Below are 14,891 nucleotides of genomic sequence, written 5' to 3'. Positions count from 1 at the left end.
TTATCTCCGATATAAAAAACCTTTTCTACTTATTAGTGCTTTTCACATTTAACAGAGATTAACTTGTACATTAAGTTTAAGGTTTAATTCTTATTTACCATTATAACCTTTTTACATTTTCATTATTTTTCATCGAGGTACTTTTTAACTACAGATACTTCGGTTGACCAAATCAAGCTTAATCGCACTTTAACTCACTTTCCAAACATACCGATTAAACACCTTTTCGGTCAATCCCAACCAAAAAGCGAGTACTTTACCCGCAATCTGCGGCTCCCTTCATTTTTAAGGGAGCCCGTTTTAATCATTCTTTAATGTGAACAGATTTACCATTAAAGGTAACAACCTGCCCGGTTATAGCTTTGTAACGTTTACGGGTTTCTATCTGACCGTTTACTTCAACCAGACCTTCAACAATAACCGCTTTAGCACTAGCGCCGCTTTCGCTCCACCCTTGAAACTTCAACAGATCACATAGCGCCACATGAGGATGGCCTTCTAAATAAAAAATTTCCATTAACAACCTTCAATTTTTTCCACATCATGGTATTCCTCGCAGGCTTGCAAGGTATTCTGGATAAGTGTCGCGACTGTCATTGGGCCAACCCCCCCTGGAACCGGAGAGATCCAGCTTGCACGCTCTGACGCGGTTTCAAAATCAACATCGCCGATGACTTTTCCATCTTCCAGACGATTAATTCCGACATCAATAACAATAGCGCCAAGTTTAATCCATTCACCAGGGATAAAGTTTGGTCTACCAACCGCCACAATGAGCAAATCTGCGTGCTCCACATGGTGGCGTAAATCTTTAGTAAAGCGATGAGTCACCGTGGTGGTACAGCCAGCCAATAACAACTCCAGGCTCATTGGGCGACCAACAATATTTGAAGCGCCGATAACGACGGCATTCAGCCCATAAGTATTAATTCCACAACGCTCAAGCAACGTTGCGATACCGCGCGGAGTACAGGGACGCAGCTTTGGAGCGCGTTGACACAAACGACCAATATTATAGGGATGGAAGCCATCAACATCCTTATCAGGCTGGATACGTTCCAGAACTTTGACATTATCAATACCGGCAGGTAAAGGGAGCTGAACCAAAATACCATCAATTTCTGAATCATTATTAAGCTGATCGATAAGATTCAACAACTCGGCTTCACTGGTGGTATCTGGCAGGTCATAGGAACGGGAAACAAACCCGACTTCCTCACAGGCACGGCGCTTGCTTGCGACATAAATTTGAGAAGCCGGATTTTCGCCGACTAAAACAACGGCAAGACCAGGAGCGCGTCTTCCCGCAGCAACACGTTGTTGAACACGCACTGCGACTTCACTTCTGATTGTCTGCGCAATCGTTTTCCCGTCAATAATTTTTGCTGGCATGTACGAATAAATCCATAAATCAAACATTGGGATACTGCCTATTTTGTCAGAACATGAACGTGCTGTCAGTTTTATTGATAATCAGAAAATAGCCAGATGAAGATTTATAAGCAGAAAAGCCATTGACTCAATGGGTTTCACCGTATAATCTCTCCCCGCGTCAAAGCATTACTGATGCAGCTCATGTCTCAAAATGCGCCCTTAGCTCAGCTGGATAGAGCAACGGCCTTCTAAGCCGTAGGTCACAGGTTCGAATCCTGTAGGGTGCGCCAGTAAAATCAAAGAGTTACCCGCATTTCTGCGGGCGCTGTTAGGAAAACGGATGCTCTAACAGGTGCTGTTAGAGTTTTGTTCTTTTACCCATGCCTCATATATATTTTCAGACCACCCAATGAAACGTCCCTCCTGGAGTTTTTTCTGGCTTAGGGAATTCATTCCGCTTTGCCCACATTCTCCACAATGTGGGGTGGCTTTTCCCCGTCAGCCTGCACATTTCTTTAAGTCCAATGTACCTTGTTGCCATTCGCTTACTCCTTTCTATAACTAACCGCCAAAACTGCTTTAGCCACTAATATCAGAATTACTTCATCTTCCCATACAGCCTCAAATATCAGACTACTTATCTCCCAAACTTATCACCCTAGTTCTTAGGTAATACAGGATATCATAGGAACGTTCGTTTAATATTTAAATTGAACTGATTGTTATTATAAATAATAACATAATTACCCAAATCTATTTTCACACTTCCTTGCCAATATCTAGAAAGTATTATTATCAACTTTCATTACAATATTTTCGCATATATCTCTCTGAGCTAACGAATATAATTCTACAAAACAATGACTACAGCGCACTGAATCATTGGTTAACGGATATTCACTAAATAACTTATGGGATACTCTGGAATTGTACCTTCATAAATAACACATTCTGCTTTTCAATCAACTTTATCTTCCCAGTCAACCCCATTTTCTGTTATAGAAAACCGACAAATTCGGCTAAATCTCTAATTTGCTCTGCACTTATTAGTCTAATTCAGCACATAAAAATAAAAGACTAATGATAACTACTATAATTAACATTTTAATTTTTAAAGTTTTTAACGTAAGAAATATCTCTATTTTGCACAATTAATCACAAAATAGAGATATACTTGAGATTTGATGAAATTTTTTAAATACTCTCTAACTTACCTTTCGGTAATAATGCGATTTCTTTACCTAGATGACATTCTTTCCATCTTTTTATTAGGGTAGCCACACATGGATTTCCTGCTAATTGATTCATACGAACCCAATCTACATCTAGTAAAGCACACAGTAGTGCAACATCTAATTTACCTTGCAGGGCATGCCATTGCCTGATGCTAGGTTGTCTCTGAAGCTGAGCCTTAGGTGAAGATAAACCACCAACAACAAAGTAGTGTTGTTCATTGTCATACCACAATCGTTGTATTCCCGGAACATTTCGCAACCAACCTTTTATATCTTTCAATGGCTTATCAAAAACCCGAGATAAAAGGCTATCCCATGACGAGATAAGCGAAGTACTAGCTGTCTTTTTAGGCTGAGCATTTCCTTTCAAAACCGAGTTCTGCTTTTTTAACCACCTTGAAAAAACTGCTTGCTTAATTGTTTTGTAATCTGTCTTATCAATATTATTCCGCATCAAATCCGCTAATTCATTATTCCAATATCCGACTAGTTGAGGCAACTCTTTATTAAGCGTAGCCGCTTTTCCTTGGCTAATTTCTCCTTCTTCAGTTAACTCTCCTATCTGCTGAATGAGCACTTCTAGATCAGGTAACAACCATTGATATACAAGATGTTGTTGAACTTGCTTATTCATATCTGACAAAACATCGGTCATCCCCTTAGGTAACATATGTGGCGTGTCATACTTCGGATCTTGCAAAATAATTGACACCCGCTCATTTGCTAATTCCTTACTCAAAATAATAGTTAAGCGTTTCACAAAACGCCGAACTTTCTCTACTTCGGTCTCAAACCTATCCATCACTTCCTGAGGACGGTAACTATATGGCCACTTTTCTTCTAATAATTCTAGCAGTTTAACTACAGATGTATCGAATTTTTGGAGCCATTGGTCACAGACTTTTACTAATTGTGGATCAGTAGGGTTAAAAGGTATCAAAACAGGACGATCTTGATTAACGGTAAAGAAATAGCCATCGGTAATGATGGCCATCCTTTCATTAAGACATTCCACCTGTTTAGGCAATAATTCAGAAACCCGCACCTCAGGACATAGCAATAGCTGTTTTAGCAATAATTCTTTAACACTAATTTCGAGATTCCTCACTAACATCTCTTGATATTCTTTTCCATTGATTTCAGAGATCCCATAATTAAAGTACTTCTGTTCAAAATCTGGATAAAGAATAAATTTACCTGTTTCTTTTTCCTCAAATTCCATCAATAAACCAGATTCTATAGCATCACCCATAAAATCATTGGGGTTAACGTTAATGTGTTGGACAGCACATTTAGAACGCAGGGGCTCGCTCAAAGGATACCTGTCATCAACTATCCCAGAAGTCTGATCTAATAAGATCAATATCCGACTATCGCTGCTAGGCTCATAGTCTTGTATATTCTCAATACCAATATCTTCTAACCAATTAAACCTTACATCTATTCCTTTCGAGTTCAATAGCATAGTAAATAGATTCAAAAAAGAACTAGTATCCACCTTATCGGATACCCTAAGATCAATAATATCTACTTCCCCATTTAGCGATATGCTTTGAAATGCGGAAAGATTCTTCAGCTGTTTATACTTTGTCTTAATAGGAAGAGGTTGAAGTTTGAGAACTTTTGGCTTTAGCTTGAAACCAAACTCATAAGCTCGTTGAATGAATTCATCTTGAACTGGTTTAAGGATAACAGGCCAACTCAGTGAAAACTCTTTAGGTGAGGAGACGTCAATAAATGCGCGTTGTTTTCGTTTATTCTTTTGCTTTCTGACTTCTTTGAATGCAACACCCGGCAGCTTTCTTTCCTTAAAAGGATACCATCGCACTAATACATTACATTTATCATAAACCCATAGCGAAGTCTTTATTTGCTCCGGATTCTCATCTCCTTTTAACGGTCTTAATGGTACATTCTCATGAAAAAGTACAATTTCAGTCGTTACGCCATCCTGCAATTGCTGCGTTCGGCAATCAATTCCAATAGCATTGATACCAGAGCTCGTTTTAGTTTTCCATGTATCAGTTTTAAGTAAAGGTCTTCCTAAACTATATGAACCACGACAGTGCGTACCAAAAGCGGCAATTTTACGCATTATTAGTCGAACCCAGACAGGATTAAGACTTTGCGAATAATAAATACGTACCGGATTTATCTGAACACTATCTGAGTTGGTTATTTTCGGTGGTATATCCGACTCACTATTAAGGGAGATAAAAAGGCCAAATTGATCTTTGTAACTCTTCATTAGATATGAAAAATACCGACTATCCAGCTCATCATTGATTCTCGATTCCCACTCTTTCCAACAATAGCTCTTACTCAGTGGATAATGATAAACAACGAGCTTATTCGCCTTATCACTATCAACTTCGTCATCTCTATATATGAGATGAGATAATGGCAAGCTTCTTATAACTTCCTTCTTCAGTTCAGTCATTATCCTACCCCATTAGTTCATTCTTGATCATTCTAATTAGCCATTTAAACCCTGACGTAAACTGATTATTTTCAGAGCTAATACAGCCACTTAAAAAGAGAATATCCGCTTTTTCAATAGGCAAGGTCTGAAAGTCCACACCGAAGCCAGTCAAAGACGCATCACCACGTGACGTTATAAAATTGGCAATAATAAGCCTTACTTGGCTTCCTTCAATTTCGCGTATATTTAATAGTTTGTGCTTCAATCCCATCGGCACTTTATCTTCAGGCATTCCAGTTTCAACCCAGTAAATAAAAGTATCATCAGCATTATCCAAGCTTTCAGTTCCCCAATACTTAGCATCAACTCGATATCTAGTACCAATAACATTAAAATCATAAAGCTCTAGTAGACGAGTATCGGTCATACATTGTCTGGTACGAATACTTTCAGCATCGAGTAAAGCTCTTATCGCCTCCTCTCCCAAACGACCTTGTAAAATGCGCTGAACAACTAAAGGGTGAAATGCATATTGTTGCTCTAGTTCGCTTGCATAAGGAAACACAGATGTTCTAAACCCTTTTCTGTTGAACCAATTGAGAATTGCTGGCTGAGTTTGAATGGGGTGATACAAGCGCTGAAGGTTATATAATTTCAAACCTTCCCGTCTTTCCGCAAAAAATTGCCAAGTACCAGGGTCATACCAAACTTCTCCTGTTCTATAGCTATCAATGGGTCTTTCAAAACATGCCCAATGCTTAAGCTCACTTTCAATTCCGAATACAGATACTTTGGGTTTCCAAGAAAAATCATACTGCAATACGGCTCTCCCCAGTTCGTGCCACACTTTCTCAACCATTTCGCCGTCCATGTCACTACTCCTTGCAGCTCTAAGAGCCGGAACCAATTGATTATCAATAACCTCAACCGCTTGCTCACCGGTTTGGTGTTTCGACATCATTACACTTAATAAACTTGCTTTTTGCTTATCAAATCGATTGAGCAAAAAGTCAAATAGTTGCCTATTCAAGTCCGATATTTGATTTCGGTATTGACCATATATTGGCAAAGAAGCAAATCGCTGCAAATCATGAGCGATTGAGTCACTAAGATGAATCTCAATATTTGGAACTTCTGTCCAGGCCCGTTCAACTCGTCCTACTTGCTGTTGAATATCAGCGGCCGTATTCTTTATGTAATCTTCCGTAAACTTATACAGTGAATTCAAACGCGAAATGTCAATATTTGAATTTATCATCAATGGCATAATAAAAGATCGATGTTTCTTTCTTGATAATTCTCCTATTCGAAGTAGTTTTTCTAGATTTCTAAGTTGGAAACCTGCATGCGACATTTCATCTAACTCTTCATCAGCTGACTCGAATTTGGAAAAGTAAAAATGCCTACTTTCGAGTAAATAAAGGCAAGTTAAATCCATAGGCTTACCGCTCTCAGGCAAGAAGTAATTTAAGTTGATCCCATTCGTTGCTGATGCGATTTGAGTTAAAACAATAACAATACGTCCAGTATCAAAAGCTGCATGATATGCTTTCTCAAAACCATTCTGTTTTTGGCTTTCAGCGGTCAGCAAACAAATAAGTATCTCCTGATTTAAAGCCCGTATAGGGACAAAAATCTCAGAAAACCCGTTCAATGCATGCTGTTCAGGTAACTGGGGATAAAAATCATAATCTGATTCAAACCAAGATAAAGCATCACGGCTCGAACTTGCTTGCTCATCCAAGAGCCATTTCTTTAAATAACGAGTTGAGTTAACAAAAGCAAGATGCCCTCTATGTGTTAGATTTGAGGCAGCCTGGCGGATAATTTCCAATAACTTTAACAAAATTGACAAACGATACTTATAAGTAAACTCAGATATATTATCTTCAGGTTGTTGAAAAAACTCTGGAAACAAATGTGACTGGAACTCATCAAATTCAGATTGCCCAGATAGAGCATCAAAATTGTGTACAACAACAGACAGATCCGTTTTTCTGACGTCTGCCTTACGTTTGATCAATTCATTAATCATATTTTGTTGAAGCCTTCTATCCTCCTCTGTTTGTACATAAGGTATCGGCTTCTTAAACCATGCTTCTGGACGATTCTCAAAAGTGTTATCCAAGAAACTCACCTTAATCTCAGGGTTCCTCGACTCTGCAACATATCTGAGAGCAGACTGAATCCACCTGAGATCAAAATGCCCCAATGCACGCTCAATATACGAGGTAGCAGACATGGCAAACACCAGATTTCTGCTTGCTAATGAAACCAATAAACCTTCTGGAGTTGTTGGCATAAATGCCCGTCTTATCTGTATCCGAAGTGGGTCTAGATCAGCCTCAGCCTCATTTGGCTTGAGTAACCAATTGGTAAGACCATAAATATTAGCATGTGAATTAGGTAGAAGATTGCTTTCTCTCAACCAATCTAACTCAATCAAACTTGTTCTTGGTAGTGCGAACAAAGATAAATTTGGTAACGCGGAGCTGTAATAAGAAGGACGATAATCATTGACGGGATCAAACAACAATCGATTCAATCGAATGAGGTATTCTCTAGCCTCGGATTCATCACTCGAGAATTGAGAGAGTAATAAAGTAAATCTCCGAATATATTGCTCCATCAACCTTAAGAAATCACCGATATTAACTTCATAATCATCGCTACTCCCTATTAAAGAAACTTCATAGCCATGTTCTGCTTTACTGATCGATAATGGCTTACTAGTGACAAGATGATCCGAACGAAACAAATATTGTTGTCCAAATGGATGTCCTTGTTTATATTGCTGAAGGGGAATAACTAAGGAACGTGAATGATTCAAATCAATGTTTTTATCATGAAGTTCTTTTTCAAGGTCATCAAGAAAAGCCTGTAATTCACGATTCAATTCTGGAACAGGAGGAGTCAATACATAGCACATTCTTGAAAGTAAGCGTCGTCCCCCTTCGAGCAGTTGTCCTAAACATTCAGGAGGTTCTTGGACTAGTTGAGCCTGAGCGAGCAACATCTGCAAAATATCAGCCTGGTAATCAAATTCGTCAATAAAAATAACATGTCCTGACAGCTCAACGCTGGACATACGAACTTTCCTTTTACCGTCATAAAACGAGGAGAACATTTTCTGCGTGGTCATAATGAGTAAATGTTGTTTTTCATCATGCCAGGCAATAGCAGGAAAGACCCTCCTTATCCAAGGATGACCTCGAAACAGAGTCAGTTTCTCTATGGCTTGATAAGTTAACTTATGCTCATCACCATACTCTTTCTTAAGCTTTTTTACCGCTTTCTCCAAACAAGTCATAACTCGCAACAAATAGCGTTCAATCGATGAACAAACCTTTTTCAATTCCCTCTCTTCATACTGACGAAACTTTCTAACAACAGAAGTATCTTTGCCTCGGTATTTGAGACTACGCACAAGATTAATAACATTTCGGCATTCTTGTTCAATACGAAGCTTGATACTAAACTCACCAATAATCTTTTTTTGTGCAAGCTCATCCAGTGATAAGAATGGATCAGGTAGATTACAATCTGTCAAACCTTGTTCATGTGGAAGTGGCTGTCTTATTACTGCGCTGACAATATTTTCATCCTGTGCGTACAGTACGCTAACCTTAAACGGATTACCGTTTGTATCTGTACTAGAGACAGCATTATGATAAATATCATGTAGAATATTCCACCGGTGTGTTACCAATATAGCCTGATAACCCTCTCCCTGGATAATTTCCAACCCCGGTGGTATTCCATCTTCTTTGGACTTTCGAAATAAAGAACTACTCTTTCCTCCACCTGTTGGCCCCTGTAGAGGACATAATCCTGCAATTTCTCTTCGACCATACTCGCGATTAAATGGAGACTGTTCCGCAAGTAGGATAGCTCGCTCAAATGTATACTTTATAATTGCATTATAAGAGTCCAATATTTCATTCATCATATTTTATCCTCATTCATCTCAGATTATTGAGGTCACAGCCGCTATCAGCAACAAAACGAAAATAGCTATAAATATAGTTGGAGGCAAATACACACCAACAATTCTTTAAGTACTGGCTTATCCTACCTCAACCACAATCTCTTGTGCCCAATTATTTTCCATCAACATATTGAAGATCATATATCCATATTCTGCTTCCTATGTCAACTCCCCTAGAACAAGTTCGTTATCTAAGACAGCCTCTATATGAAAACAAAAAATATTTTCAATTATAGGAGAGTCACTCAGCTCAAACAGTTTTACATATTATCGCCACACTCTTGTTTTACTGAGCTGGCTTCTAGAGAAAGGTGAAACATCGGCCATAAATTGTTTTACTTTTGCAACAATTGTTATATAGTGACATTGGCTATTGAGAGTAGCTCTTTCATCTAAATATAAACTATAAGTATTTCGGTTTTCTGTATGCTATAGGTGAATATGGTCGGTAAAAATAATAAATTAAACTTCCGATTGGTTAATAACTATTGTATTACTTTACAGCCCTTACGGAGCACATCATTATCAACTAATCAGTGTTCAGCTTGCAGATCAGTCCAACTTAATTTTTCTGACAGACTGATAAATAAATCCAAATCCTACCTACTCCGCTAACATGACCGACTTTACCCGTTGTGCACGTAACACCTCGGCAAAATAGTGTTTTTCATTCTAGCCCAGTGGAAATATGCTTTTATTAACCTCCCAAGTACCTGTCAACCCCGATTTTAGGATTTCGGTCAATATCCATTCCATATTCGAACTATGATATTTGTCTATGCTGGATTAGGCTAATAAGTGCATTTCTCAGGAAGGGTAATCAGTTGCTATAGTAAACATCTTTCTCCCCAAAGGAAAATATACTCGGCCTATAAGCAACAGACTGAAACAGAAACTTACTTTTCTAATACCTCTTGAAATAGAAAGGTAAATGAAAATATAAATTAGCTAATCAGACAATACTTTCCAAAGGGAATCGATTTTAATAAAGTCTCAGCTAAGGAAATAAATTTTGTGGCAAACCGATTAAATCATCGTCCCCGGAAAACACGGGGTGGGAAAACACCGAATGAATTATTTAAGGGAATACGAACATGTTTACTTCCCGACTAACGATGTTGCACTTATTATGTGAATCCAAGTGTTATTAGTATCTTTCTCAAAATCCCAAAAGGAGACTATTATGACATTACAAGAAGTTGGAAAGATGAGTCTTAAAAACTCAGGTGGATTTATTGCTAGAATCCAATTTAGTTATATGGATGGCGACGGTGAAAAGCATTTAAGTAATAAAAGTAATGATATTAATCTTGGAGCAACAAAAACTGCTGACCCAAGTGATCTTGGTGTTCCTGATGGATAAGTTATCTTAAAAACACGTATTAATGTTAAAATTTTTGTATCATTCCTACAGATGCGAAGTCATTTTCTTAACAAATTATTACAAAGATATCTTCGCTGACAACTCGATTGACTTTATTAATCTGTATTCGCAAACGCGTAGCACTGTCTATTCAAAAGGAGAGCTTATGAAATCAAGAGCTGCTGTTGCATTCGGACCAGGCCACCCCCTTGAAATTATTGAAATCGATGTAGCCCCGCCCCAAGCCGGTGAAGTATTGGTCAAAATCAGTCATACCGGCGTGTGTCATACGGATGCCTTCACCCTGTCAGGGAATGATCCAGAGGGCGTTTTTCCTGTCATACTCGGGCATGAAGGCGCAGGTGTAGTCATTGAGGTTGGCGAAGGCGTCACCAGCGTCAAACCCGGTGACCATGTTATCCCTCTTTATACCGCAGAATGCGGAGAGTGCCTGTTCTGCAAATCAGGAAAAACCAACTTGTGTGTGGCTGTACGGGCAACTCAGGGGAAAGGGGTAATGCCGGACGGCACAACCCGTTTTTCCTATAAAGGACAGCCTATTTATCATTATATGGGGTGCTCCACATTCAGCGAATACACAGTCGTAGCCGAAGTATCACTGGCAAAAATCAACCCCGAAGCAAATCATGAAGAAGTGTGCCTACTGGGCTGTGGTGTCACTACCGGCATTGGAGCAGTGCACAATACCGCTAAAGTGCAGCCTGATGACTCTGTTGCCGTCTTTGGGCTCGGCGGAATTGGCCTTGCCGTGATCCAAGGAGCTCGTCAGGCAAAAGCTGGCAGGATCATTGCCATCGATACAAATCCGGCAAAATTTGAGCTGGCAAGACAGTTCGGTGCAACCGACTGCCTGAACCCAAATGATTATGACAAACCTATCCAGCAAGTTATTATCGAGATGACGGAATGGGGAGTGGATCACACCTTCGAGTGTATTGGTAATGTCAATGTTATGCGTGCCGCGCTCGAAAGTGCGCACCGTGGCTGGGGGCAATCAGTGATTATTGGTGTGGCTGGTGCTGGTCAGGAAATATCAACCCGACCATTCCAACTGGTCACTGGTCGTTCGTGGCGAGGCACTGCTTTTGGCGGTGTCAAAGGCCGCAGTCAGTTGCCTAAAATGGTGGAAGAGGCAATGAAAGGTGAAATTGAATTAAAGCCTTTTGTGACTCACACCTTTCCGCTCGAACACATTAATGAAGCATTCGAACTGATGCATAAGGGCAAATCGATTCGCACAGTCATCCATTACTAAGCTGTTCTGAGGGAGTTAAAAACCGTGCTGTAATAGGCGGTTTTTAATAAAACAGGAAACGATAGCCCCAAGTTCACCGTGAAATGAGTGAACCTGTATGTTTTACAGAGAGGAAAAAGAATGGAGAGAATTGAACGCCACGCTTGTTTTGGGGGATGGCAAGATGTTTATCAGCATGAATCGGCCGTACTTGGCTGCACCATGAATTTTGCAGTCTACCTTCCTCCTCAGGCTGAACATCAGAAATTACCGGTGCTGTATTGGCTCTCAGGCCTAACATGTAATGAGCAGAATTTCATCACTAAAGCGGGAGCTCAACGCTACGCTGACGAACAGGGTATTATCCTTGTCGCCCCAGATACCAGCCCTCGTGGTGAGAAAGTTGCAGATGATGACGCTTATGATTTAGGTCAGGGCGCCGGTTTTTACCTCAACGCAACACAAGAACCTTGGGCACCGCACTATCGCATGTATGATTATGTGGTGTCAGAGCTACCAGTACTGATCGAAGCACACTTTCCGGTAACAGCCGCTCGGGCCATTAGTGGTCACTCTATGGGCGGTCATGGCGCACTGATGATCGCGCTACGCAATCCAGATCGTTACCACAGCGTATCGGCCTTTTCACCGATTATTGCTCCTTCTCAAGTTCCTTGGGGAGAAAAAGCTTTTCGCGCTTATCTGGGTGAAGATCGTGACATATGGAAAGCCTATGATACAGTCGAGCTGTTGGCTAATAACGCCGAGCCATTGCATATGTTAATTGACATCGGTACCGATGATCCGTTTCTTGAAGAACAGCTATGTCCTGAACTGCTAAAAGATGTATGCGAAGACACTGGGCATTCCTACACACTGAACCTACGCACTGGTTATGATCATAGTTACTATTTTGTCACCAGTTTTATCGGCGAACATATCGCATATCATGCCAAGGTATTGAAGGGAACTTGTTCTGATAATCAATAAATTAGATACGAGTCCATTAATATTTTTACAATAAAGGGCGCCCAAAAACCAATATGCCAGTGATTATTTAGTCAATTTAATACGAGTTCAGACAAAAAGTTCCACACTAGGGGCATTAAGAAATTTTTTACCATATTTACCTTGGGTCAATCCTGTAGAGTAGGCCGCTGGTTTGAAGTGAGTTCTCCAGCGGCATCCCATCCCCCCTGCAACAACTTTATGAAGAGTTACTTGAACAGCTTAAAAGGGCAGAAGATATTTAGGAAACAGACTTTTCATCGGTAACAAAATGGAAAATAAGGTTCGTTATGAAAAACTGAATAATCGCCCATGCTAGATATTGGAATACAAAACACCTAATGAATTATTTTTAAATTAAAAAATTATCTTATAATTTTAGATAAAGTCATTTGCACTTATTATTCAAATGTACAGATTTTAATTAAGTATTAAGAGATAAATTATTATCATAAACTAATTAGATAATCGATTGAGGAAAAATCAGGATACCAAAAAATTTAATGAATTATTAAATCAATACGAAATTGTTTACTCACAGTGTAATTATATCGAAATTACTATGATAAACCATCGAATATGATAAATTGAATTATTACTAATTAAAACAATAAAGCCGTTATTATATAAAACAAATATCTCATTGTATTATAAAGAAAATAGTAACCAGATTAAATATCTAACGAAAAGAAATTATTTATTATTGGTACTTATCAAGATAATTTTTGCTTTTTCATAGAATACATATGATAATTATTTTTATAGCAATTTTAATGTGTTATTTATTTTACTCGTTAAGATTTATTTTTATTTAACACACCTTAGATGACTTATATAGTTGAATAACTAAATGTTATTAGTTTTTTCTCAAAAGGAGACTGTGATGACATTGCAAGAAATTGGCAAGATGAGTCTTAAAAATTCAGGCGGATTTGTTGCTAGAATCCAATTTAGTTATATGGATGGCGACGGTGAAAAACATTTAAGTAAGCAAGGTAATGATATTACTCTTGGATTAACAGATACTGTTGATCCGGGCGATCTTGGGGTTCCTGATGGATCAACAGTTTTTATGCATGTGTTTGTAGTATGGGGAAATGATAATGAAGCCCGTAAAGCTTTTTTATACAAAAAAGGAAGCCAAGTGCTTGCCAGCTACGATATCAGTGGTACGACATTAAGCAATGATCTTGGCTTGATTGATGTCTCGTAATACATATACAGGATCTTAAGAATTAAGCCTTTCAAAGCATGCATCTAATGTCTTGTCTTTACACGATTTTCTCTGTGGTGTTTTGAACGCGTTTTGGCATAAATATATTTGCGCCTTTTCCAGCCAAAAACACGTTTCCGACCACGCCCTTTGGAGCAGGTTTTCTATTATTGGCCTAAGCCAGCTCTCTGTATTTTGGGCTGCTTTAAGCAATGAGACCGCAGGGAATAATCGTCTTGCCAGCAAGCGCCTGAGCAACAAAGCCAGTAAGCTGAGCCAGATAAGCCCCGTGGCTAACGTTTCTTTCCGTGTGGTAAACCCGCGCCAATTGGTATGCGATTTGAGTTCTTTGAACAACAGTTCTATTTGCCAGCTTGCCAGCGGCAACGATAAATATCCATGATGTCACTGGCTGTAAACTCTTCCACAGGCAAATTAGTCAGCCACACGCAGAAGCGTTTTTCTTCGGCAAACCACCGACGAATAAGGCGAAACTCATAGCCATTACGCCGACAAATCAGATCCAACACCTTGACCGGAGACTGGGTGAACAGGGACAGCGTCAGATGACATTCCACGGCAGCGGCAGTGGTCTTGAACCGACAAGGGAAAACGTCAGCCAGTGCCGGATGAACTTTGAATGAACTGCCATCCTGTAAAATAACATTTTGAAATTTTGTCAGTTTTTTGGGCACAGCGACAGGCTTTTCTACCCATTGTGCCATGGCAAATCTCACCAATATTTTGACAAATTCGATGAAGGCGGCTTTACAGAGTTGATTATAAAAAGGGCGATAACTGACCTGTTGTTTTTTATCGGGGCACAGGCCATTAAATTTTTGATGTAATTGGGCAATCGACGTCACGTTACCCGTGCTAAGCGCGGCAATAAGGCTGAGGCTCAACACGCGAGGCTCGATATTTCTCACGCGCTGAATAAACCCACACTGGAAGGCAATTTTTTGCAAAGAAACGTCACTAAAGAATTGCATTAACTGATGTTTTATAGCGATAATTGTCACAGGTTTCATCC

The 14,891-nt window shown here is 39.4% G+C and carries 8 protein-coding genes, 1 tRNA gene and 2 pseudogenes; 6 read left to right on the top strand and 5 right to left on the bottom strand.

Annotation, left to right across the window (positions count from 1 at the left end):
• Positions 1 to 304: 304 nt before the first annotated feature.
• Together ybcJ and folD are read right to left on the bottom strand one after the other, a co-directional pair.
• Positions 305 to 517, bottom strand: coding sequence for a ribosome-associated protein YbcJ (gene ybcJ, locus LG003_RS10025; RefSeq protein WP_112879694.1), 213 nt, complete (start codon positions 515 to 517; stop codon positions 305 to 307).
• The gene (gene folD, locus LG003_RS10020) at positions 517 to 1,392 is read right to left on the bottom strand and encodes a bifunctional methylenetetrahydrofolate dehydrogenase/methenyltetrahydrofolate cyclohydrolase FolD (protein WP_112879701.1); all 876 of its coding nucleotides are present in this window, start codon (positions 1,390 to 1,392) and stop codon (positions 517 to 519) included. The genes ybcJ and folD overlap by 1 nt, the downstream gene beginning before the upstream one ends.
• 195 nt (positions 1,393 to 1,587) lie before the next feature.
• Here folD and LG003_RS10015 point away from each other — a divergent pair.
• A tRNA-Arg gene (locus LG003_RS10015) sits at positions 1,588 to 1,664 on the top strand.
• 904 nt (positions 1,665 to 2,568) lie between these two features.
• Here the strand turns inward: LG003_RS10015 and LG003_RS10005 are convergent.
• Together LG003_RS10005 and LG003_RS10000 are read right to left on the bottom strand one after the other, a co-directional pair.
• Positions 2,569 to 5,049 carry a hypothetical protein gene (locus LG003_RS10005; RefSeq protein WP_262980655.1) on the bottom strand — a complete coding sequence of 827 codons (2,481 nt, stop codon included), beginning with the start codon at positions 5,047 to 5,049 and terminating at the stop codon, positions 2,569 to 2,571.
• Positions 5,050 to 5,053: 4 nt separating this feature from the next.
• Complete coding sequence (locus tag LG003_RS10000) at positions 5,054 to 8,980, bottom strand: hypothetical protein (protein ID WP_262980654.1); 3,927 nt, start codon at positions 8,978 to 8,980, stop codon at positions 5,054 to 5,056.
• A gap of 960 nt (positions 8,981 to 9,940) precedes the next feature.
• On the opposite strand from LG003_RS10000, the pseudogene LG003_RS09995 reads away from it, so the two are divergent.
• From LG003_RS09995 to LG003_RS09975, 5 genes and pseudogenes are all read left to right on the top strand, one after another.
• A pseudogene (locus tag LG003_RS09995) lies at positions 9,941 to 10,132 on the top strand (IS30 family transposase); the annotation flags it as partial.
• 70 nt (positions 10,133 to 10,202) lie between these two features.
• Positions 10,203 to 10,382, top strand: a complete 180-nt coding sequence (locus LG003_RS09990; protein WP_262980653.1) for a hypothetical protein — start codon at positions 10,203 to 10,205, stop codon at positions 10,380 to 10,382.
• A 166-nt stretch (positions 10,383 to 10,548) separates the two neighbouring features.
• Positions 10,549 to 11,658, top strand: a complete 1,110-nt coding sequence (locus LG003_RS09985) for an S-(hydroxymethyl)glutathione dehydrogenase/class III alcohol dehydrogenase (protein ID WP_262980652.1) — start codon at positions 10,549 to 10,551, stop codon at positions 11,656 to 11,658.
• 120 nt (positions 11,659 to 11,778) lie between these two features.
• Complete coding sequence (gene fghA, locus LG003_RS09980; protein WP_262980651.1) at positions 11,779 to 12,627, top strand: S-formylglutathione hydrolase; 849 nt, start codon at positions 11,779 to 11,781, stop codon at positions 12,625 to 12,627.
• A gap of 901 nt (positions 12,628 to 13,528) precedes the next feature.
• Positions 13,529 to 13,858, top strand: coding sequence for a hypothetical protein (locus LG003_RS09975; RefSeq protein WP_112877453.1), 330 nt, complete (start codon positions 13,529 to 13,531; stop codon positions 13,856 to 13,858).
• Positions 13,859 to 13,873: 15 nt separating this feature from the next.
• On the opposite strand, the pseudogene LG003_RS09970 reads toward LG003_RS09975, so the two are convergent.
• A pseudogene (locus LG003_RS09970) lies at positions 13,874 to 14,850 on the bottom strand (transposase).
• Positions 14,851 to 14,891: the final 41 nt, after the last annotated feature.

The organism is Photorhabdus kleinii (assembly GCF_025384885.1).
Classification (GTDB): Bacteria; Pseudomonadota; Gammaproteobacteria; order Enterobacterales; family Enterobacteriaceae; genus Photorhabdus; species Photorhabdus kayaii.
The sequence above is the reverse complement of the archived record's forward strand: the minus strand, read 5'-3'. Positions and strand labels throughout refer to the sequence as shown.

Bases quoted from the DNA above. Each gene is read 5' to 3' on its own strand.
- LG003_RS09990 (WP_262980653.1), top strand. From the start codon at position 10,203: ATGACATTACAAGAAGTTGGAAAGATGAGTCTTAAAAACTCAGGTGGA.
- LG003_RS10000 (WP_262980654.1), bottom strand. From the start codon at position 8,980: ATGATGAATGAAATATTGGACTCTTATAATGCAATTATAAAGTATACA.
- folD (WP_112879701.1), bottom strand. From the start codon at position 1,392: ATGCCAGCAAAAATTATTGACGGGAAAACGATTGCGCAGACAATCAGA.
- fghA (WP_262980651.1), top strand. From the start codon at position 11,779: ATGGAGAGAATTGAACGCCACGCTTGTTTTGGGGGATGGCAAGATGTT.
- ybcJ (WP_112879694.1), bottom strand. From the start codon at position 517: ATGGAAATTTTTTATTTAGAAGGCCATCCTCATGTGGCGCTATGTGAT.
- LG003_RS09985 (WP_262980652.1), top strand. From the start codon at position 10,549: ATGAAATCAAGAGCTGCTGTTGCATTCGGACCAGGCCACCCCCTTGAA.
- LG003_RS10005 (WP_262980655.1), bottom strand. From the start codon at position 5,049: ATGACTGAACTGAAGAAGGAAGTTATAAGAAGCTTGCCATTATCTCAT.
- LG003_RS09975 (WP_112877453.1), top strand. From the start codon at position 13,529: ATGACATTGCAAGAAATTGGCAAGATGAGTCTTAAAAATTCAGGCGGA.